Raw genomic sequence first — 21,928 nt, 5'->3', positions numbered from 1 at the left:
CTTTAACATATATTTTTTATGTTACAAAGTCATACTTCTACAATAACTTCTCTCTTTCCTCTTTTTTTGATAAACTTTTACAAAATATTTAACCGATGACCTGTTTTCTCTATTCTTTCAGCAGAAATGAAACGATTTTTATCAAAATTTAATTTATACACATCAGGCATATGAAGTGTTTTCCAAAACTCAAAATCATATTTCCAATTAAAATAATTCATGAGTAATACCATAATATTTCCATGCGTACCTATTACAATATTCTTACCTTCATATTGTTTTAATATATTTTGCATACATATTACAGCGCGCCTTTGTGCGATATCATTCGATTCTCCGCCTTCGTATGCAAAACTCCAATCTTCCCACACATTCTGCATAGCATCATTAAAATTTGATACTGGCTCTGTGCTCAATAATCTTTCACGCAAATCTTCTTCTGTTTGTATTGATAATTTATATGTATTCGCAATTCCTTGTACAGTTTGGATTGCTCTTTTGTACGGACTAGAAATAACAACATCAATATGTTTATCTTTTAATAAATGTGTTACATTCTCTGCATCACAGTGCCCTTTTTCAGATAAAGGTCGTTCCCGTTCTTCTTTTGTATATGTAGAATGGGCATGGCGAACGAAATATATTGTTGTCATTTTTCAACCTCCTTTCTTATTTTCCATCTATATTCAATAATAAGATTGGAAAATCCTGTATTACAAAAGAGCACTTTTCATAAGTGCCCCTTTGTTTACATAATAAAATTATTTCATTATAATTTATTTCTGAATTCCTCACTTATGACAATATCTCGAATAAAGTAATCCATATTACTTAGAAGTTTTTCAAATGCTTTTTCACTCAAATTGTTCATCATAAAGACAATCTCAATCTTATTCCCTTTTTTATCAGTACCATAGAAACTATTTGTTAATACAAATGCAGTAGAACCACCTTTCTGTCCAGCAAATTCGAACATACCCTCTCCTACGGTTCCTTTAAATATATTCTCAACCTCACCTTGCATTTGTGGTGTAAAATAATTTCTGCTATTTATCTTTTCCAGTAAACTCATGTAATCCTTCGCATTTGCACCTATAAACCGATCTGACCAAATACGCTGAAAGTCCATATCGGCTTTTAAAGATATCTCGCGTTTTGTCCATTCTTTCTCGTCTTTCATCCATTCATGTATTTGCCATACATGCTTAACATATTCATCATTAGACATATTACGTAGCTTGTCCAATGCTTTATTTTGAGGAATATGCAGTTCTTTTTCAACATAGCCCCTCATATATAATGCCCCTGTATACGTTGGATAAAATTCATCGTGACTATTTAAGCCTAACTCTTTCAAACTTTCATTTATCCGCGCTGCTCCAAGCTTGTCTAATAAATATGATGCATTCGCATTCGAACTATAATGGATCATTCCTTTCACTACTTCTTCTAAAGAAGTTTGACCACCCTTCACTAACTCTTTAACTTTTACATCATCTAGCCATGCAGGGTGTGCACCACCATCAGTATTTTTCTAATTCTTTCAATGAAATTTGCTCGTCTTTTCTTATTTTCCCTTCAGCTACTTGCTTAGCATATTCAATTGCTATAACGATTTTCGACATACTTGCTAGCGGTAATTTTTCTTTTTCATTTATTGATGTCAATGTTTCACCATTTCTTTTAACAATTAAAGAAGTTGTTTTATCATCCTTATGTTCTTTTATGTAATTTAGCACATAATTAGAGTCTTCTTTGGAATTGACATATTCCTTCACTGAAAAGAAAGCTATACAGCCTACTATAGTAATTCCAGCTATAATTCCAACAACTTTTAATCCCCTCATGATACTCCCCCTAAAATAAACATATTATATATTATACTAAATAAATTTCCCTTTTTAAGTAATAATTAGATTATTTATACAAAAATACTTCTTTTCTTAAACAACAAAAAAACATGCCTTCATTAGGAAAGCACGTTTTGTGATATTCTTCACATTGTTTAGTTAAAAAATAAATGTTTACTTACCATGATGTAACATTAAATCACTAAGTTCTTCTTCAATGTGATTTAATTTCGCAACGCCTTCTTTCCATTTATGAATATAACGTGAAACCCCAACGAAAAACAAAACAATAATTGTGGAAAGAATAATACCATATACGATTGCTACAGTACCCATAGTTACACTTCCTTATAATTAGTAATGTGGTTATTAGTTATATTTTTATTATAAACCTTTTTCTTTTAAAATACTTCGATTTCAACTTTTTGTAACAAAATTGATTTTTCTAACATTTCGTTCGTGAAAATGGCATATTTTTCACAAATTATACAAAACTTCACCATATGTACTATTACCATATGAGTTATATTATTAAATAGAATAAAGGGGATGATATACTATGACGACTTGGTTTATTGTAATGTTAGTTGTATTTGGAGCATTTAAAATTATCGTTTCTAGCCTTCCTAACACTGTTATTGAATCCATTATTAGCAAGTACGAAACACATCCAAAACTTGAAGAAGAGAATGTGACTATTACAATTCATGGAAATAACGTAGAAGGCGAACAGAAATCAAAAATTATTCATGATTTTAACGAAGGTTTATTTTTAGATCGCTATTATGCACCACCCCATAATGAAGGCACTCCTTTAATTATCCATGCAAAACGTGGTAAAAAAGATTTTACATTTTATATTTATAGTCATGAAGAGCATGTTGATGTTGTAAAACAATATAAAAAGAAGGTAGTTGCTTATAGTTTACGCTCTAAAAACCTTCAAAATAGTGATATGTTCGTGTCAGCTGATTTAGCTTAATACTCATATATAAAAAGGAATCCATGGCATATGGATTCCTTTTTACTATTTACTGAAAAATAAGCTCTGTCTTCAAACTATCTTTCGGTAACAACCAGCCTTTTTTCTCTAAACTCGCCATTAATAATTCCCTTTGTTTTGTCGCAATACTTTCTTCATTTGTTTTAAATGACACTTCTATTACGAAGTCATCTTCTAATTTTCCTGTATTACTTAATGGCCAAATTTCAATATTTGCTTTTATGTTTTCAAACTCTCCTGTATATCGTTTCATTAATACAGGACCGTAAATACGGGAATTCTTTAACATCTCTTCTCCCCAATTTGTATACAACCATTTGTTCATTTTCCCTGGTAATTTTTCTATTAACATGTTTTGAGCAGCTTGTTTATTTGGTAAATCAAGTATTCCATATCCTTTAGCACTGTAACTTTTCTTATTTGAAATGCTTAATGTTTTCTTCTCAAATCCCCAATCTATTTCCGCCTCATAACTATCCGTATTACTATCGAATCCTTCTTTTTTAGCTACTTCTAGTGCATCTTGAATTACACCATTTGGAATAGGATATCTTTTTTTATATGTTAGTTCAAAATCTTTACTAAATTCTTTCTTTCGAATTCTAGCAAACCAACCTTCCTCGCTTAAACTTTTATTCGCAGTATCTAAAAATTGCACTTGTATTCTTTCATATTTTGTACCAGCCTGGAAATGTTCTAACACCTCTTGCTTCATCTCTTTGTTATCACCTAATACTTGTTCTGGCTTCAATAATAACTTTACTTCAAAACTAGGTTTCATTGGACTAGCAGCAAACCCTTCCTTAACGTTATAAAGGAAACAACAAAAGAAAATGCTTACGAATACAAATACTTTTTTCATATACCTATCCCCTTTGCATTTTAAATGACTTCTATACGTTCCATTGCAAGTGAATATACATTTTCATATCCTGCTGTACTTAGCTTTTGTTGTAATCGATCCGTATCCTCTTTCAAAGCGTGCACTAGCACCGTATGTTCTGGTAATAATGTATTTAACATCTCTTTAACGTCTCTTATACTTTGGTGAACTTTATATGGAACTCGCTTCACCCTACATTCTTTACCTACATGCTCTTTCATAACTTTTTCTGCAAAACTCCCTTTCGCAATATGCCCAGTAAAAATAACGGCATTTCGCTTTTCATTCCGAAGTTGTTCATAATATAACTGCGCTCGTTTCGTTTGCATATTCGCATCACTCATTACAACTATTCCGTAACTATTTTGCATACTAATGTCATTATCCATCACTATTATGTTTCTTTTTAAACTCTCCATAATCCATTTAAATTCTTCATTATTTTTTATCCAATCTTTATATACGAACATCTCTTCAAATCCAGCCAAAATTTCTTTATCTACTATAAGCGGAAATTCTTTATATCGTTCATATAAATACAATACTATATCTTGCGCCCTACCAAGTTGTGGAAGCGGTAATAATGCTATTCCTTTATTTTGCATAACTCGTTCAATTTCTGCACATAGTTCGTTTACACGTTCATTTTGCGAAACATCATCTGTGTGATAAGCGGCATCCACAATTGCGATTTTTATATTGTGGCCTAATTTCTCAGGTAAATTAGCTCGTAGTATATTAGACTCTGCTGAATAGTCACCTGAATAAAATACGTATGTATTACACATATCAACTAAAAACCAAACAGCTCCCAATACATGGCCACTATATCCCCATTGAAACCGCAATGTAGGAGTAATTTGTACCCATTTATTTGGATTGCTAATCTCATCAATACATACATAATTTAAATCTTTTATATGTTGGTCGCTATAAGGTAAATTCCACCCTTGCAGCACATTATAGTTTCTCCATTTTTCATAATATAACGGCAGTTGCTCCTTCGTATAACGAGTCGTCCAAATTTTTTTCTTATAGCCATACTTCGCTAATAAAGGTAAACCCATCGTATGATCTTCATGAATATGTGATAAAAATACCGCATCTAAAAATGGAACAGCTTCTCTCTCTATTTTTGGATAACTATCCTCATAAGATCGATTAATACCACAATCAAATACTATTTTCGTCTCTTTATTTTTTACAAAATAGCAGGAGCGACCGTATTCTCCTGCTCCTCCCCATACTTCCACTCTCATCATGCTACCCCTTTTCGTTTTTGCTCCATATGTTGTAGCAGTAATAAGCATATTGTTGTAAGTCCAACAGAAACAACGGCCATCGCCATGCCTATAGATACTTCACCCTGTTCAAATTGAGCAAAAATAAACGTTGCTGACGTTTCTACTGATGGAGGTAATACGAGAAGCGATGCTACTAACTCTCTTATCGAAATTGTAAATGTCATCGCCCATCCAGCAAGAATGCCTGGGATAATAAGAGGCAATATTATTTTTCTGAAAATATAAATATAATTTCCAGAAAAAATACTTCCTGCCTGCATGAGAGAATCATCAATTTGTCCGAGTGATGATTTTACATATTGCACCGTGTAAGGTAAAAACAGCACAACATACGTTACGATAACCATGACTGGTGTATTGTAAATTGACATAGGCATATATGGTGAATTCCAAAATAGAATAAGACCTATAACCATAACGATTCCTGGTACCATATTCGGTAACATACCGCACATATCAAGCCATTTTTCAGAGGTTTTTTTCCCCTTTCGAATCATAAGTGCCCAAAAGACTCCAATCATTACCGCTATAATCGCTGTTACGAGTGAAAAAAGAAAACTATTCCATAAAGCCTCTAATCCCGGAGATCCCATTGTAAACAATGCCTCATAATGGCTTGTTGTAAAGTTATTTACATGTAAACCGCCGCCTCTTAATTTTGACAAAGAAGCAATAAGTATAGAAAAGTATGGAATTCCAATTGATACGATTAATAAACCAATTACATACATCCATGCTACAACGCGCGTAAATATAGACAAAGTATATCTTTTAGATTTCACACCTTTTCCACTAACTATTGCATATGAATACTTTCGATTCAATACATTTTGCATATACCAAATAAGCATACAAGCACTAAGTAATAAAGAAGATAATGCTGTTGCACTACTAAAATCAATTGGCCAACTCGAAATAAATTTATGGATTTCTGATGTTAACACGTGGAATCCTATTCTACGTCCGAATGTAGCCGGTGTTCCAAATTCAGCAATCGTCTTTACGAAAATGAGTAAAGCACCCATTACATAACTTGATACTAATAACGGCAATATTATTTTTCTTAAACGATAGAAAAAACTTCCGCCATGAACTGCTGCAGCTTCTTCTTTACTACTCCCAATCTGAAGTAACGTGTTTTTCAGCATGAAATAAAGGAATGGGAATAAATGCAGACTCATAATTAATACCATACCTCCTAAACTAAAAAACGATGATGAAACTGTCTTTAGCATCGGGAAAAATTGTTCAAAATAGCCGTTAGGTTGCATGAACAAAATCCAGCCCATCGATCCAATATACGGCGGTGTCATAAATGGAATCATAAAAACAATATCTAACTTACTATACTTTCCTACATCTGTTTTGCTCATAATAAACGCTAATGGAAATGCAAATATTGTAGCTCCTATTACAACGAGTACACCTAGAAGCATCGAATTTAGAAAAGTTCCCGCTAATCCACCACTCTGCATTACTTCAAAAGGCTTTAAAAAATTCCAACTGCTATTTTCATATACACTAGAAAATAAAATAAGAAAAAGTGGAATGACGATTAACATCGCCACAAGTAATAACGCTACCGTCATTCCAACTTGTCTTACTGATACGAATCGATTTACCATGGAATCACCATCTTATTGAAATACTTTCTTAAATTGTTTTCCTATTTCATCTTGCTCTTTCTCAACTGTTTTCCAATCAATATTTAATACTGGAATCTCTTCTACATTTGGTCTATTTTCAGCTTTTATATCTGTTCTACCAGGCAATAAATACGCTTTAGAAACTTGTTTTTGTACATCATCGGATAATAAATAATTAATAAACTCTTTTGCACCTTCAACATTTTTACTATCCTTCATAATCCCCGCTGCACGCGGACTAATAACTGTTCCACTCTTTGGATATACGATATCAACAGGTTCACCCTTTGCTTTTGCGCTATACGTCATATAATCAACACCCGCAATGACCATATCTTTCGCACCTGTTACAACTGGGTCTAACGCTTCCTGGTTTGCTCCTGCTACTGTAACTTCATTTTTCTTAAGCTGCTCAAATAAATTCCATCCATCTTGTCCATTCTTTTTCACGTATCCTGTTACAAAGTCTAAAGCTGAACCTGAAAGTGCTGGATCTGGAAGATTCACTTTCCCTTTCCATTCTCCTTTCGTTATATCGCTCCAATCTTCAGGCGCTGTCTTCACATTTTTTGTATTGTACACAATCCCTAATGCTGAAGCACTATACCCGAAATAATGTCCTTTATCATCTGACCATTCAGAACGCAGCTTATCAGCTTGTTTCGCTTCTTTATAAGCTAACGTTTGACCCTCTTTCTTTAATCCTTCCATCGCTGGTAATGATGCAAGTACGACTACATCAACGACTGGATTTTTCTTTTCAGCTTCCATTCTCGCTAAAATTTTACCAGTTGTCCCTTGAAACATTTCCACCTTTATACCAGTTTTCTTTTCAAAGTCTTTTTGAATTTTTTCTGCTAACCCTTTTGGCCCTGCACTATATACAACAATTTTCTTTTCATTCGTATTTTTACTTTTTGCATCTGCATTACCTGTCTTTGAACTACACCCTGTTACTACAGCCGAAAATAATAAAGTACATACAAATAAAGACTTAAGCGAACTGAATTTCTTCATACGATTCTCCCCCTATATGATGAATACATTTTTTTGGCACATATAACGATACTGGTTTACCGATGCTTAGCTTACTATTGTGATAGGCTGTCCAGATGCCTAAAGTCCCCATATTTACTTTCACTTCATAACGTTCTCCTACATATGTAACGTGCTGAATTTCACCTGTATACATTTCGCACACATCATTTTTTATCCAACTCACATGCTCTGGACGAATCATTTTTTCACCCTCTACAAGCCAATTCGCCTTACCAACAAATTTGGCAACAAATTCATGAGACGGTTTCACATAAATATCTTCCGGTGTTCCTTTTTGTAATACTTCTCCTTGTTTCATGACAATAATTTGGTCTGACATTGACATTGCTTCTATTTGATCGTGAGTGACATACAGTGCAGTTAAACCAATGGAATGAACGATATCCATAAGCTCTATTCTCATTTCTTCTCGCAAAATTGCATCGAGTGCACTTAGCGGTTCATCAAACAAAATAAAGTGAGGTTTTGTTACAATTGCTCTAGCGAATGCGACACGTTGTTGCTGTCCACCAGAAAGTTCGTGTGGATACCGTTTCTCCATACCTTGCAGGCGAACTCGCTTTATCGCATCTTCTACTTTTTCTCGTAAATGATTCGTTTGCTTTGTAGCTCTTAAACCAAATGCAACATTTTCAAAAACAGTCATGTGCGGCCATAAAGCAAAATCTTGAAATACCATACCGATATTCCGTTCATGAGGAGATGTCTTTATCTTTTTTGTAGCAGAATACATGCACTGGTCTCCAAAATATATTTCTCCTTTATCCGGTTCTTCAAGTCCTGCTATCATTCTAAGCAAAGTCGTTTTCCCACACCCCGAAGGTCCTAAAAGTGTAGTGAATTCCCCTTGTTTCATTACAATCTGCAACGGCTTTAACGCCTGTATTTTTCCAAATGTCTTTTCTAATCCACTAATTGTAATATCCATTGCTTCACCTCTCTCCCCTCATTCTTAACCTGCTTTCATTCTATATGGAAGATTTATACTCAATGTTAATGTACTGTAAAGATTAAATTAAAAAACTTCTAATAAACTATTTATTTCTATAGATTTTTTCTATAGTTAAAATAAAAAAGGCGGCAATTCATAATGAATCTCTTAAAATTAGAAATTGTAGTACTTATTAAGAAATACAAAAAGCTTACAATCGTTGCAGAAAAACTTGGCGTTAAACAACCAACTATTACATTTCATATAAAAAGCTTAGAAGAAGAACTCGGTGTGTCTTTATTTGAATTACGTTCTGGAAGGTATTTCTTAACAGAGGCTGGTGAGGCTTTGCACCATTATGCTTGTAAAATAGATGCGCTTATGAAAGAAGCTAGACGTGTCACGCAAGAGTTTAAAGATTTTCATAAAGGTGCTATAACAATCGGCGCTAGTTATGTACCAGCGACTTATCTTTTGCCAGAAGTCGTTCATCAATTTCAATGCGAATTTCCCAATATAAAAATAACGCTACTAGTGAAAACAGCCCCTGAAATTCGAATGATGCTACAAAATCACGAAATCGATCTTGGGATAATTTCCGCTGCTCCATTTGATGAACCACTTTTAAAACAAACGAATATAATGCCCGATACACTTGTTCTTGCCTTTTCCAAAGAACATCATTTTTCAAAGAAAGACAATGTATCGTTACAAAATATCGAAAAGGAACGCATACTATTGCATCGTAATCCATCTACAACGAGAGATTTACTTACACAATGGACGTTGGCGCACAACATTACATTCCAATCTGAAATTGAATTAGACTCATTAGAAACGATGAAACAAATTTTAAAATATGGTAATGGAATTGCCTTTATTTCTAAACTTGCTATCGAGCAAGAAATACAACGAAATGAGCTATGCTATATACCAATCCCTGAATTTGAATTTCAGCGTAATATTTATACGATTCATCATGAGGACAGATGGAATTCTAAAATCATTTCTTTTTTACTACAAAGCATCACTTCATTTACAACAAAAAATTAAAAGGCTGTCGTTATGCACGACAGCCTTTTAAACTATAAATCTATTTATTTTTCTTTGCCTCAATTTTTGCTTGCGCCTCTTCAGCCTTATCTAATGCTTCTGATACTTTCTTCTCTTTTTCTTTCACTTCATCTATACTATCGACAGCTTTAATAAGTTTATCGATTCCTTCTTCTTCTACCTTTCTACGCTTTGCCACTCTTTCATTTACTTTCTCTTCCACATCTTTTGCTTTTTGAAGCATATTCTCTGCATTTGATGTTACAGCTTTTTCAAGTTCATCATCTTTTTTCTTTTGTAACACTTCATTTGCAATGTCTTTCGCTTCTAAATACTTACCGTCTTTTAATGCTGTTGCTCCGTGATCCATTTTCTCAGCAACTTCTTTATATGATTTCGCTTCGTTTCCTGATTTCTCTTTTTCTGCTTTTTCGAACCACATTGTTGCATCACTATACTTTTCATCTTTCAATGATTGCATACCTGTTTCAATATATGTGTCATAATTGCTACATCCAGCCATTACGACTAATAGAAAAAGCATAACAAAACTTAATTTTTTCATGCTGTTGTCTCCTTTTCTTTGCCTGCTCACTATACTGTAACATACATGAAAAAGAGTTTCAAAAACTAAAATACTAATTCGGTCATTTTTATTTTATTAAGTCAAATTGCCTTTTAGACAGACACATCCACTTGCTTTTTCATTACATGCTTCTTTATTCCTACTAATACAACTAACAATAAACCTCCGCCTAATGTCATCATAACAATGCTAGTTGGCAACATATCTAATAATAATCCGTACACAATCATACCGAGCGGTGCGATTGCAGTAGAAATTGTTTCAAGTAAGCCGAAAACGCGTCCTAAATAACTTGGATCTGTCGTCTTTTGCAAATGTACTTGCATCGGGATATTTACAACCATCATTGATATACCAGTTAACATCATAAAAGCGATATAGTAAATAAAACTTGCTACTTTCGGGATGGTGACTACTAATGGAAACACTGTACATAAACTCAAGCCCGCAAATAAAAGCAACCCAATATAAACAGAACGAAACGGATTATTCACTTCTTTACGTACTGATAACGCAATTGCACCAATTAACATCCCAACTGCTAACATTCCCTCTACAACACCGAGTTGCTTCGAAGATAGATGCAAATTTTGAACAATAATATATGGAAGTGAAACGAAAAGTGCACTCGCAAAAAAGTTTACCCCTACTGCAATTTTCATTAAACCATATATTTCATGCTGTCTTTTTACATATGAAAACCCTTCTTTTATACTCGTCAAGAAATGCTCTTTACTTTCAGCCATTTCTTTTTTGTATAAATCAAATACGATAAATAATTGCACAACAACCGCTAAAAAGAATGTAATGCTATTTAACAAAAAGAACGTCTGAATTGAAAAGAAACCAAATACAACTCCGCCAATAATCGGCCCTAAAATATTTGATAAAGAAGCTGCCGTCTGGTTCAAAGCACTCGCTTTTTGAATACGCCCCTCATCTACTAAACTTGGAATAGACGAAGTTAATGCTACAGAATAAAAACTGGCACAAATTGATAATAATGCTGCTGAAATATAAATAAAAAGAAGTGACGGTCCAAATATAGTAGCAAGAATAAACATAATAAGCATCGTTAAGCTACTTAATAAATCAGTGCCAATAACAAGCCATTTTCGATTGACGCGGTCAGCTACAGCACCAGCAATCGGTCCACAGATTAGCCTTGGAATCGATCCGCAAATAAGCGTAGTTGCAAACCCCATTCCTGAACCCGTAGTCTTTAATACGTATAATCCCATTGCAAACGTATAAATACCGGCTCCTAGCAAAGACGTCATTTTCCCAATCATCATTAAAATAATATTTCTCGTTGCAATCTTCATTCTTGAATCATGTTGTCCTATACTTATATCCCCCATTTTTGACACTCTCCCCTTAAAAGTTAAATTGTGTTAAACTTATTATATAATTAACTTTCCAATTTTTACAACAAAAAGTTTAATGACATTTAACTTTCTAACTATAAAGGAGCAATTATATGGCTACTCTCGGTGAAAAAATTAAAACGTTACGAAAAGAAAAAAAGCTTACTCAAACTGATCTAGCAGGTTCAGAACTCACAAAAAGTATGCTAAGTCAAATTGAAAATGGAAAAGCTACACCTTCTATGAAAACACTACAATATATCGCTGACAAACTTGAATGTGAAACAAGTTTTTTATTAGAAGATGATGATGTAGAAATTGTAGAACTCATTCAACAAACGGAGAAACTAATAAAAGCAAACAAGTACGATGAAGTATATGAGGTTTTACTACCGATCGTTCAAAAAGAGCTACCTCCCACTTTGAATACTGCTCGTTTATATAAACAGTTTGTAACAGCTGCGGCTAAAATGAAAGATTACAATATTGAATATTACGTTGAAAAGGCTACTTCTATTTTTGAGAAATATACGTTATACCGGGATAGTACGGAAACAAAATTAAAATTATCCTTTACGATATTCACACGTAAAAAATATGCTGAATGTTTACAACTTATAGCTAGTATCCGAAATGACTATGAAGAGAAACATTTAGAAATGGATCTCATTATACATATCGAATTATATTTATATGAAGCAATTATTTTTCTTGCATGTGGTGATTACGAACAATGTGAAAGTGTCATTTTAGATGCACTTGCATTTTCAAAAAAGCATCAAGTGTATTATAAAACAGATGAATTTTATCGTATTTTATCTTATCAAAAAGTAATCACGGCTGATAAAGAACAATATTTACATTACATAAAAAAATCAGAGCAATTCGCCATTTTTACAGAAGATAATTTCTCTGCGGCGGTTATTGATCTTTTAAAAGCTTTCTACTACAACACAATTGCTAATGAATATACAGTTGCATTAGAACATTTAGAACAATTTCGAGAAAAATTAAAAGATGAGCCAATTTTTCAAGATGATGGATCATATTATCTTGAAAAAGGAAAAGCTTTGTATGGTTTAAAACAATACGAAGAAGCTTTAAAAACATTGCAACGCGCTATCATACCAGATTATATAAACCATCCACTTGATCACGCACGACTTACAACAGCTGGGGCATATCGCGCTCTTTGTTATGTGAAACTTAATGATAAAAAAAGAGCTCTTGAAGAAGTAACAGAAGCATATGAAATCGTACAGTCCTATCCTGATTCCATCTTCACTTCATTTATTAAAGAAACATTACAAATAATACAAAAACTTTAAGAATGTCTCTAAATGGTATATTATTCCTCTTTTTTAGCAAAGATAATAATGATGGGAGGAATATAAATGAATATACAACGTGCAATAGAGCTTTCTGTGTCAGCAGAGCAAGCCAATGTCAGTTTTCAAGGCATGCCTGTTATGATTCAACACGTCGATGAAAGCAATGAAACCGCCCGCATATATGAAGTAAAAAACCCAGAACGCGAATTAACTGTTCCAGTTAATAGCTTAGAGGAAATATAAGAAATGCCACTTCTCTTTTGAAGTGGCATTTTTCTTCTTTCAGATTACTTACTATAAATTTCTTCAACCCTTTATTTTACATGAGCTGAAAAAATAAGAATTTTCTACTTCTTTTCTTTTTGTGACCTGCTAAAATACAAACTATGGATTAATTATTCGTACTATACATTAAGGAGGAAAAATAATGGCATCTACTTTAGAAAAAAACAAGCCTTATTATGCAGTTATATTCACTTCTAATTTATCAAATGATACAACAGACTATAATACCGTTGCCGAAGAAATGGAGAAACTTGCAAAGCAACAACCTGGATTTTTAGGTGTAGAAAGTGCAAGAGGTAATTCTGGACTCGGAATAACAATTTCTTATTGGGAATCACTTGATGCGATTGAAAATTGGAAAAAGAACACCTTACATAAAGAAGCGAAAAAAAGAGGTCGTGAGCAATGGTATGAAAACTTCCACCTGCGTATTTGTCTTGTTGAGAAAGAATTTAAGTTTCATAGAGGTACTTTATAACTATGAAGGAAAAATTAGCTCTCGTTATTGTTCATGAAATATATGGTGTGAACGACCATATGCATCACGTTACCCAGCACTTTACTTCATCTCATATAGATGTATTCTGTCCTAATCTGCTACAATCGCAACCTGCATTTCATTATATTGATGAAGAAAAAGCATATCATTTTTTTATGAATCATATTGGATTTGAAGATGGAAAAAAGCAAATTGAAACATTCATTACTCATCTTTCTAGTCGTTACACACATATTGGACTTATCGGCTTTAGTGTTGGAGCTACCATCTCATGGCTATGTAGTAACAATCCGAAAATAGATTTTATTATCGGATGTTACGGTTCTCGTATACGCGACTATGTTCACATAAAGCCTACATGCTCTACATTACTTATATTCCCTGAAAAAGAAGCTAGTTTTTCAGTATCCTCTTTCATTCACACATTGCAGCAACAAAAGAATCCTTTATTAGAAATAAAACAACTACACGGTGAACATGGATTTCTAAATCCGTACACTGAAAAATATAACGGGCACTCTACAAAAGAAGCATACAATTTAATAGATTCATTTCTTGTAAAAAACACTCTTATAAAGGAGATGTAAATGACACTTACATTACTCTTATTTATTTTCATATTCATTGCCTTTTTCTCAGTGCTAACTATTATTTTCGTAACCGTAAAAAAAGGGGAGTTTTCCAAACGGCCCTACTTACAATCTATTATCGTTTGCATTTTATTTTTTACAAATTGGATTTTATATTTATCAACTTTTTATGCGTTACTTCCCGAGAAAATTAGTGAGTTCCTATTCCTACCCATTTGGTTTTTCCTTTGTATTTTAGGTTTTATAACTTTCTGGCTCGAATGGAGAAATAATCGTGTATTTTCCATATGTATCGTTCTTCTTTCCTTTATTAGTTTTTTATTTGGGTTATTGTTGTTAGTTCTTTTGGGGATGTAATAGAAGAAGGAAGAAAAGCCAACTTTCAACTTTTCTTCCTTCTCTGTTTACCTTTAGTTTTCACTGTCACTGATTCACAAGGTGTATAATATATTTGAGGTGTCGCCTTATCAACAAACATCATAAACGTAACGAAACCGATAATAAAGAAAATAAACAACGTTAACAAAATTGCTCCTATCGTTAAAAGTATCATAACACCACCCCTATATTTTTCATGTTATTACACTTTTCGCTATTATATGAGCGTAATCCTTTTTAGAAAAAGAAACGTAACAAAATAATCACAACCACTCCCGTTAATACTGTACCTAATAAACTACGAGTATATATCGCTACAAGAAATGTTGGAATTGCTGCGATCAGGTAATCCCATTGCACCGTCTCATGCATAAATAATACTTGTGCTAAAAGTGCTGCTAATATTGCAATTGGTATGTAATTTAACCATTTTAAACCCCAGTCTGGAATTTGTAGTTTGCTAAATACGAGTAGAGGTAAAATACGTGGCACGAGTGTAACAGCTCCTGCTGCTAGTAAAAGTAATAATACATCTAACCTCATTTCCATTTTTCAATCACCACTCCAATCGTCGCAGCTAGTAAGGTTGCGATAATAACCGCTATACTATCTGGCATAAATAGGTGTGAAACGTATGCGATAATAATCGCTACAATTGCAACACTTAAATGAATTGCTAGCTTTGGTTTACTACTTATGAGCTGAAGTACAAATAATCCGATAAACATCGCTGGTAATGCATAATCCATCCCGTATGTATGCGGGTCTGGTATCCACTCACCAAATAGCCCGCCAATAATGGTAGCAAGTATCCAATTTAAATACGCTGTTACGTTAAGCCCAATCATCCATCTTTCGCCTAAATATCCTTTTTGCGCTGCATGCTGCACTGCAACGCCGAAAGTTTCATCTGTAATTTGAGAACCGATAATGACGTTTTTTAATAGAGGTAGTTTCGTAAAGTGCGGTGCGAGGGCAGCACTCATTAATAAATGGCGTAAATTAACAAAAAATACAGTAAAAATAATTGCGGAAGCAGGAGCACCGGCTGCATACATACCAGCTAATATAAATTGGGCAGAACCTGCATAAATTAAAGTGGACATAAATGCAATTTCAATGATAGAAAAACCTGCTGTTTTTGCAATTACACCAGCTGCTATACCGATGCTCAAATAACCAAATACAGTTGGTAAACAATCTTTTACTCCTTGCTGAAATGTATCATCGCTCTGCAAAGCTACATGTGCCTGAGCTTTACTCATCTCTATCATCCTCCATTCCTTCTAAAGTTCGTTTTCCTGTTACGACATGAACTAAATCTATATTTTCACGCCATAACGTATCTAACTTATCAGCTCCAAATTCCTTTGTGATTTCTTCAACCATAATATCGTGCCGCACATACTCTGTAGCAACGAGAACTAGCGCTGGGTCATACGTTGTAACGGCCCATGAAGTGCTATCATTTGAGAAGTTCGCAATTAATACTTCCTCTCCATCACGAGCAATAACAGTTAAATGACCACCCATTCTCTTTTCAACAACGTGGGGCGTCATATAATTATGATGAAATGTCGCTCCTATTTTTGTTTCTGGAGCTCCAAATAAGATTGAGAATATATTCACGCCTTCCTCTTCCTTTTGATGAATGTATGGCTCAATTTCATGCACTTGATCTTCCCATACAGAAATCCATAACTCCTCCTTTGCCCTATTAATTATATTGCATATCTCTTTTAAAACACGATCATTTGAGCGAATATGCGAAATTACATCAATCTGTCTTTCTTGTTCTAAATGATTTAATTTCTGGTCTAAAAACTCAAAGGACTTTTCAAAGTCTTTTCGCATTCGATTCATTAATTCCGTAGCTGGTACTGGTACATATTTCACTGGTTCAGAAGGTACAATGTGCACCGCTCCTTTATCCATTAACTTACCGAGTACCTCGTAAATCATAGAACGAGGTACTCCTGTTTGTTTACTCACTTCATAGCCTGTTACTGGGGAATGTTTTAACAATCCAATATACGCTTTACATTCATACTGGGAAAATCCTAACTTTTGTAACTCCTTTATAATTTCATCCATCGGTAACCCCTCACAATCTAAATCGCCCTTACTTCAAAACGACGATTTTGCTTCCCTTTACTTTTTACTTTATCAATAACAAGTGTTCCTATTTCACTCGTATTTTTCACATGTGTGCCTCCACAAGCTTGTTCGTCTAAATTTTCAATTGTAACAATGCGGATTTCTTGGATAGTAGTTGGCAGGAGATTTATTGCTGTTTTAATCATTCCTACAGCATTTTCTGCTTCTTCGCGGCTCATATAACGAGTGGAAATTTCTTTATTTTGCTTAATAAGTTTATTCACTTCCTCAACAATTTCTTCTACTTCCACGCTCGATAACTCTTGTAACTCATTAAAATCGATACGTGCTTTATCAGGATAAATTTGATTTCCGGTGCATAGAGCTCCATACTTTTCATAAACAACAGCTCCGATAAGATGCAGTAAAGAGTGATGACGCATTAAATTATGACGTCTTTCCCAATTTATCTCTAATTTAACTGGACCTAATTTTACTTGAGCTTCATCTTTTATATAGTGAACTATTTCTCCTTGCTCCTTCTTTACTTTTTCAACTTCAAATACAGACCCATCTTGTACAATGACACCCGTATCACATTCTTGCCCTCCACCAGTTGGATAAAAAACTGTTTCCTTTACAAATACTTTATTCCCTTCTACTTTTATCACTTCTGTTTCGCAACTCGTTTTGTATGCATCTTCTAAATATAATGCCGTTGTCATACTCTCACCTCTTTAGTAGTTATAGTTATACCTACTAATATAAAAAAGAAGCTCCTTAAAGTCAAATGATAATTCTGAAATTTAAAATTAATAAAAGACTCCTTTATTAGGAGTCCACTATCTCAATATTTCATTCGCTTCTTTTTCATAAATTTTATCAAATGAAGTCATAACGCGCTGTGATGCTTGAATCATCTTTTGATCTGTCATAAGATCTGCCATCTCTTTCGTCATATCTACATTTGAATTTTCTAGCATATGATTTTTTACTATTCCTGTTCCGTTCGGTAAATTAGCAATGTTTCCTTCTGCTAGTGTAAAGCTTTTGTTTTCACGTTGCACGAGACGTGCATTCGTTTCTGCATCTACTGTTTTTGTTTGCAAACGAGCAATATTATTTTGTGTTACTTCATCATATAATGTACCGTCTGCTTGTACAGCAACCTTTGCTCCTTCTGGAATACGAATACGCTCATTATTCTCTCCCATTACGAAAGCACCTGAAGATGTTTGTAAATATCGATCACTATTTAATGTGAAACTACCATCTCTCGTTAAAAACGTTTCATCATTTTTAGAAGTAACAAAAAATGATGTTGTACCGGCCGCGCCGTCATCTAAAAAGAAATCTGTAGCGCTATTTGTCATTTGTATATTTCCTTGTACTAAATTCACATGCGTTGCAGCTGGTACTACAGCGTAATCGACCGAACCGATATTTGTTACCGCCCCATCTCCGCGGCGATATGTGTCTTGTACATCAAATACTTTAGACGTCATATTTTCTGCTTTAAATCCTGTCGTTTGAGCATTTGCAACGTTATTCGAATGAACATTAATGCGCTGCATGTAATTCATCATGCCCATAGAACCTATATAAAGACCGTTCATATTCGTTTGAATAAGGCAAGCGCCTTATTCTTCACCTCTTTTCTACGATGTTTGTAACATTTGTTTTGCTAAATGTTCAGCTGTAGCGATATGTATATTTTTCTTTATGTCTTGGCCATCTGTCATTAATACAATAGGAGCTGATGATACTGCTGGAATTTTCAACAATTCGCCACTACTTGCTGTTTCATCAAATTTCGTAAACACAATACCATCTATATGAATATCTTTAAAGTTTGTAATAATTTCAATCATATCTTTACTTTTCATTGAAGCTGATAACGTTAAACAAATATAATCTGGTTCTACTTGTCCCATCGTTTCAATCATTTCTTCCACTGTTTCTGACGTACGATAATTTTTCCCTGCTGTATCAATTAAAATATAATCGACGCGTGCTTCTTCTTTAAAATACGTAAGCGCTCTTATCATTGCAGCTTCATCACGTACAGCAATTACTTCAGATCCAATTGTCTTTACGTTATCTTGCAATTGCTGCACTGTCCCTATGCGCGAATGATCTGTCGTTATAAAACCAACTGTTTTGTTCTTACCGTGAAATTGCCATGCCATTTTCGCAAGCGTCGTCGTTTTACCAACACCAGTTGGACCGATTAATGCAATTGTTTGTACTTCTTTTTCAAAGACGTTTTCCGTATTGAAATGAGATTTCATATCTTCCAATATGTACCTGATAACTTCTTCTTCCGTAATCATCGTTGCATTTTCAAACTTTATTTTTAACTTTTCAGCATATGCATGAATGAAATATTGTTCCACATCGTTTTGTTCTAGCATCCGAATTACTTTTTGAATAATAAACGGTACAGATTCTTGATTTTCTTTCTTTGGAACTACTTCTTCTTTCTTTAGTGGAACGACTTGTTTCACAACTTTTTTCTTTTTCGTTACTTCCGTTTCTTTCATCGGTTTCACAACGACGATTCCTTTTTCAAACAGCTTTAATAGTTTCTCTTTTTTTCTTGCCCATTCTTCACTATTTCCTGTTTGCATCGCCGCGTATGACATAGGAGTCGTTACGTTTTCTAAATTGTGCAGTACTGATTGAATTCCATTCGCCTTCACAATTTGTTCTAAAGGATCATTCACAACATCCATTAACTGTTCATGAAATTGAGCTGTACCTTCATTCACTTCTTCCTGTTTTTCTTCTGGAAAAGCAACTAACATTTCATAATCCTTTTTCCAAAAAAACGGTATATTTCGTTTTACACTTTCATCGACAACGTAATAATAATCTGTACCATATTGGTCAAATAACTTTCGATACAATTCATTTTTCGAAGCTGCTTTTATTCGCATTAAAGCTTCTTTCTTTTCTGTACTTTCCATTACTTCACCCCCTACTATTCAATATAGGCAATTTGATCCACAACAATTTCTGGTGCTAATTCGCTAATACAAAGTACTTGTGCTTCCACTTGATAACGTTCTAGCAGTCTTACAATCGCAAATCTAAAATCTTTTCTACGTGTTAATAACACTGGCTCTCTTCCCATTAAACGTGCTTGCTTAAAGACGCGCTGCACTTGCTCAACGACACGTGTTTCTAAATCTAAATCCCAGTTTAATAAGTAACCTTGATATGAATTATTCACAACATCCGCATCTAACTCAATTGAATCAGAGAAGAGCGCTGCATATATTTTTCCGTCTGGATTTTTCGCATTTTCACAAATAACTTTTGAAATACATTCACGAACAAATGATGTTACACCATCCACGTGGTTTTGATAAATTTCTTTGCCGTCAATAATACCTTCAATAATTGTTGGTAAATCACGAATAGAAATACCTTCTTTTAGAAGTTGTTTAATAACATTTTGAACGAGTGATAAATCAATTTCTTTTTTCTTAATCTCTTCTAATAGAACGCCATTATCATTTTCAAGCGAGTTAATTAAGTCTTTTACATGTTGGCGCTGAATTAATTCATGAAGATTACGTCTAACGACAACATCTAAATGTGTAATTAATATGCTAAGTGGCTCTAACACTTGATAGCCTTTCATTTGTGCATCTTGCACCATATGCTCTAAAATCCAATATCCATCTTCACCGAAAATTGGATCTTTCGCTGGCTCTGCATCTAAATCAGCCATTACATTCGGTGTTTTCAGTGCTAATAAATAACCTGATTTTAAAACACCTTCAGCCGCCTTCGCACCTTTAATTCGAATAATGTAACGTCCGCGTGGTCTAAAGCTCGTATTATCTTTAAAGTTAATTCCAGGAACGTTAATACCAAGGTCAGTAATTATTGACTTCCTCATAAGAACAACTTTATCACGCGCTGTTTCCCCGTTAATTTTTTGCTTTACAAGTGCTGCTAAATCTAAACCGAGTTCTACTATAATTGGATATTTATCCGTAAATACTCCGAATGAATCTTCCACTTGTTGCAGTTGCTCATCTTCGCCTTGAATCATTTCTATTTCTTTTTGAAGCTCGTCTTCTTTTTCTTTCTTTATTCGATTTTTATTACGAATACCTAAGAAGATAATTGTTCCGCCAACGAGTGCGAATGGTAGAAACGGTAGCGGAGTAAAAATACCCATTGCGATAAATAAACCACCGAGCGCATATACAACGACTTCATGCGCTAATAACTCTTTAAAGATACCTTCTGTTACTGTATCCGGTGAACCGTCAAATACACGAGTTACGATAATACCAGTTGAAATCGCAAGCATAAGCGATCCAATTTGGTTTACGATTCCGTCACCGACAGTTAGCTGCGTGTAATGAAGAGCCGCTTCACCAAAGCTCATGCCTTGCTGCATCATGCCGACAATTAAGCCAAAAATAATGTTTACGAATAAAATGACGATCCCGAAAATAACGTCCCCTTTAATAAACTTTCCGGCACCATCCATCGCTCCGTAAAACTCTGTTTCCATATTTAATTTTTTTCGTTTTGCTTGTGCATCTTTTTCTGAAATAATACGCTGGTTTAAATCAGCATCGATAGACATTTGTTTCCCTGGTAAAGAATCAAGTGTAAAACGAGCTGCAACTTCAGCTGTACGAGACGCACCGTTTGCAACGATAAACTGGAATATGATTAATACTGTAAAAATAACGATACCAATTAATAAGTTTCCGCCAATTACGAACTGGCCGAACTCTTCAATAACATGACCTGCATTTCCATCTGTCAAAATCGCTCGCGTCGTCGAAACGTTAATCGATACGCGGAAAATCCCGATTAATAACAACATCGTTGGAAATGACTTTAATTCATCCCACTCGTTAATACTTGTCGCTCGCATATAAATAAGCACTGACATACTTAGTAGAAAAACGATAATGATATCAAGTATAAATGGTGGAAGTGGAATTAAGAGCGCCACTACGAATGACGCTGCTAAAAAGATAGAAAAATAGGTTCTTGCAGACTCTATCTTAAACAAAGAGATCTCCTCCAAA

Annotated in this window: 25 protein-coding genes and 1 pseudogene; 7 read left to right on the top strand and 19 right to left on the bottom strand. The window is 34.2% G+C overall.

Features of this window, described 5'->3' with window-relative positions; translation table 11 throughout:
• Positions 1-77: 77 nt before the first annotated feature.
• From DN401_RS02720 to DN401_RS02705, 4 genes and pseudogenes are all read right to left on the bottom strand, one after another.
• Positions 78-653, bottom strand: a complete 576-nt coding sequence (locus DN401_RS02720; protein ID WP_146718391.1) for a histidine phosphatase family protein — start codon at positions 651-653, stop codon at positions 78-80.
• A 116-nt stretch (positions 654-769) separates the two neighbouring features.
• Positions 770-1,847, bottom strand: a pseudogene (locus DN401_RS02715) (serine hydrolase).
• 177 nt (positions 1,848-2,024) lie between these two features.
• On the bottom strand, positions 2,025-2,186 hold the full coding sequence (locus DN401_RS02710) for a hypothetical protein (protein WP_000537554.1): 162 nt from the start codon (positions 2,184-2,186) through the stop codon (positions 2,025-2,027).
• Between the two features lie 65 nt (positions 2,187-2,251).
• On the bottom strand, positions 2,252-2,368 hold the full coding sequence (locus DN401_RS02705; protein WP_001987133.1) for a hypothetical protein: 117 nt from the start codon (positions 2,366-2,368) through the stop codon (positions 2,252-2,254).
• A 41-nt stretch (positions 2,369-2,409) separates the two neighbouring features.
• Between DN401_RS02705 and DN401_RS02700 the strand changes: the two genes are divergently transcribed.
• Entirely contained in the window at positions 2,410-2,832 is a 423-nt protein-coding gene (locus DN401_RS02700) for a YfmQ family protein (protein WP_000214586.1), read from the top strand.
• 49 nt (positions 2,833-2,881) lie between these two features.
• Here the strand turns inward: DN401_RS02700 and DN401_RS02695 are convergent, their stop codons facing one another.
• Genes DN401_RS02695 through DN401_RS02675 form a run of 5 tightly spaced genes read right to left on the bottom strand, consistent with a single transcriptional unit; the run spans position 2,882 to position 8,673 of the window.
• Positions 2,882-3,715: a hypothetical protein gene (locus DN401_RS02695; RefSeq protein ID WP_000755315.1), complete on the bottom strand. Its 834-nt coding sequence runs from the start codon at positions 3,713-3,715 to the stop codon at positions 2,882-2,884.
• Positions 3,716-3,735: 20 nt separating this feature from the next.
• Positions 3,736-4,998, bottom strand: coding sequence for an MBL fold metallo-hydrolase (locus DN401_RS02690; RefSeq protein WP_033685076.1), 1,263 nt, complete (start codon positions 4,996-4,998; stop codon positions 3,736-3,738).
• Positions 4,995-6,665 carry an ABC transporter permease gene (locus DN401_RS02685; RefSeq protein ID WP_149287501.1) on the bottom strand — a complete coding sequence of 557 codons (1,671 nt, stop codon included), beginning with the start codon at positions 6,663-6,665 and terminating at the stop codon, positions 4,995-4,997. The genes DN401_RS02690 and DN401_RS02685 overlap by 4 nt, the downstream gene beginning before the upstream one ends.
• 12 nt (positions 6,666-6,677) lie before the next feature.
• Positions 6,678-7,703 carry an ABC transporter substrate-binding protein gene (locus DN401_RS02680; protein WP_000714685.1) on the bottom strand — a complete coding sequence of 342 codons (1,026 nt, stop codon included), beginning with the start codon at positions 7,701-7,703 and terminating at the stop codon, positions 6,678-6,680.
• Entirely contained in the window at positions 7,681-8,673 is a 993-nt protein-coding gene (locus DN401_RS02675; protein WP_000355538.1) for an ABC transporter ATP-binding protein, read from the bottom strand. The genes DN401_RS02680 and DN401_RS02675 overlap by 23 nt, the downstream gene beginning before the upstream one ends.
• A 162-nt stretch (positions 8,674-8,835) precedes the next feature.
• Here DN401_RS02675 and DN401_RS02670 point away from each other — a divergent pair, with 162 nt between their 5' ends.
• The gene (locus tag DN401_RS02670; RefSeq protein WP_001050612.1) at positions 8,836-9,729 is read left to right on the top strand and encodes a LysR family transcriptional regulator; all 894 of its coding nucleotides are present in this window, start codon (positions 8,836-8,838) and stop codon (positions 9,727-9,729) included.
• 40 nt (positions 9,730-9,769) lie between these two features.
• Here the strand turns inward: DN401_RS02670 and DN401_RS02665 are convergent, their stop codons facing one another.
• Positions 9,770-10,294, bottom strand: coding sequence for a COG3014 family protein (locus DN401_RS02665; RefSeq protein WP_000736438.1), 525 nt, complete (start codon positions 10,292-10,294; stop codon positions 9,770-9,772).
• A 113-nt stretch (positions 10,295-10,407) separates the two neighbouring features.
• On the bottom strand, positions 10,408-11,676 hold the full coding sequence (locus tag DN401_RS02660) for an MFS transporter (RefSeq protein ID WP_000502478.1): 1,269 nt from the start codon (positions 11,674-11,676) through the stop codon (positions 10,408-10,410).
• Between the two features lie 119 nt (positions 11,677-11,795).
• Between DN401_RS02660 and DN401_RS02655 the strand changes: the two genes are divergently transcribed.
• From DN401_RS02655 to DN401_RS02635, 5 genes are all read left to right on the top strand, one after another.
• On the top strand, positions 11,796-13,010 hold the full coding sequence (locus tag DN401_RS02655; RefSeq protein ID WP_000212380.1) for a transcriptional regulator: 1,215 nt from the start codon (positions 11,796-11,798) through the stop codon (positions 13,008-13,010).
• A gap of 66 nt (positions 13,011-13,076) precedes the next feature.
• Positions 13,077-13,256: an H-type small acid-soluble spore protein gene (locus DN401_RS02650; RefSeq protein ID WP_001025733.1), complete on the top strand. Its 180-nt coding sequence runs from the start codon at positions 13,077-13,079 to the stop codon at positions 13,254-13,256.
• A 184-nt stretch (positions 13,257-13,440) separates the two neighbouring features.
• A complete protein-coding gene (locus DN401_RS02645) occupies positions 13,441-13,776 on the top strand; it encodes an antibiotic biosynthesis monooxygenase family protein (RefSeq protein WP_000168851.1) in 336 nt (111 codons plus the stop codon).
• 2 nt (positions 13,777-13,778) lie between these two features.
• Positions 13,779-14,384, top strand: a complete 606-nt coding sequence (locus DN401_RS02640; protein WP_025687748.1) for a dienelactone hydrolase family protein — start codon at positions 13,779-13,781, stop codon at positions 14,382-14,384.
• Complete coding sequence (locus DN401_RS02635) at positions 14,385-14,744, top strand: hypothetical protein (protein ID WP_149287500.1); 360 nt, start codon at positions 14,385-14,387, stop codon at positions 14,742-14,744.
• A gap of 25 nt (positions 14,745-14,769) precedes the next feature.
• Here DN401_RS02635 and DN401_RS02630 read toward each other — a convergent pair whose 3' ends face one another.
• The 8 genes from DN401_RS02630 to flhA form a co-directional block, all read right to left on the bottom strand.
• A complete protein-coding gene (locus tag DN401_RS02630; protein WP_086384950.1) occupies positions 14,770-14,940 on the bottom strand; it encodes a DUF3951 domain-containing protein in 171 nt (56 codons plus the stop codon).
• 62 nt (positions 14,941-15,002) lie between these two features.
• Positions 15,003-15,314: an AzlD domain-containing protein gene (locus DN401_RS02625; protein WP_000425946.1), complete on the bottom strand. Its 312-nt coding sequence runs from the start codon at positions 15,312-15,314 to the stop codon at positions 15,003-15,005.
• Positions 15,305-16,030 (bottom strand): AzlC family ABC transporter permease, encoded by a 726-nt coding sequence (locus DN401_RS02620; protein ID WP_149287499.1) that lies wholly within the window; start codon positions 16,028-16,030, stop codon positions 15,305-15,307. The genes DN401_RS02625 and DN401_RS02620 overlap by 10 nt, the downstream gene beginning before the upstream one ends.
• On the bottom strand, positions 16,023-16,859 hold the full coding sequence (locus DN401_RS02615; protein ID WP_075677448.1) for a TrmB family transcriptional regulator: 837 nt from the start codon (positions 16,857-16,859) through the stop codon (positions 16,023-16,025). The genes DN401_RS02620 and DN401_RS02615 overlap by 8 nt, the downstream gene beginning before the upstream one ends.
• Before the next feature lie 17 nt (positions 16,860-16,876).
• Entirely contained in the window at positions 16,877-17,587 is a 711-nt protein-coding gene (locus DN401_RS02610; protein WP_000205380.1) for an alanyl-tRNA editing protein, read from the bottom strand.
• A gap of 117 nt (positions 17,588-17,704) precedes the next feature.
• Positions 17,705-18,478, bottom strand: coding sequence for a flagellar basal-body rod protein FlgG (locus DN401_RS02605; protein ID WP_001013934.1), 774 nt, complete (start codon positions 18,476-18,478; stop codon positions 17,705-17,707).
• Between the two features lie 42 nt (positions 18,479-18,520).
• Positions 18,521-19,831, bottom strand: coding sequence for a flagellar biosynthesis GTPase FlhF (flhF, locus tag DN401_RS02600; protein ID WP_149287498.1), 1,311 nt, complete (start codon positions 19,829-19,831; stop codon positions 18,521-18,523).
• A 14-nt stretch (positions 19,832-19,845) separates the two neighbouring features.
• Positions 19,846-21,912 (bottom strand): flagellar biosynthesis protein FlhA, encoded by a 2,067-nt coding sequence (gene flhA / locus DN401_RS02595; RefSeq protein ID WP_000472589.1) that lies wholly within the window; start codon positions 21,910-21,912, stop codon positions 19,846-19,848.
• Positions 21,913-21,928 lie beyond the last annotated feature (16 nt).

This window comes from Bacillus sp. BF2-3 (genome assembly GCF_008368795.1).
Classification (GTDB): Bacteria; Bacillota; Bacilli; order Bacillales; family Bacillaceae_G; genus Bacillus_A; species Bacillus_A cereus.
The sequence above is the reverse complement of the archived record's forward strand: the minus strand, read 5'-3'. Positions and strand labels throughout refer to the sequence as shown.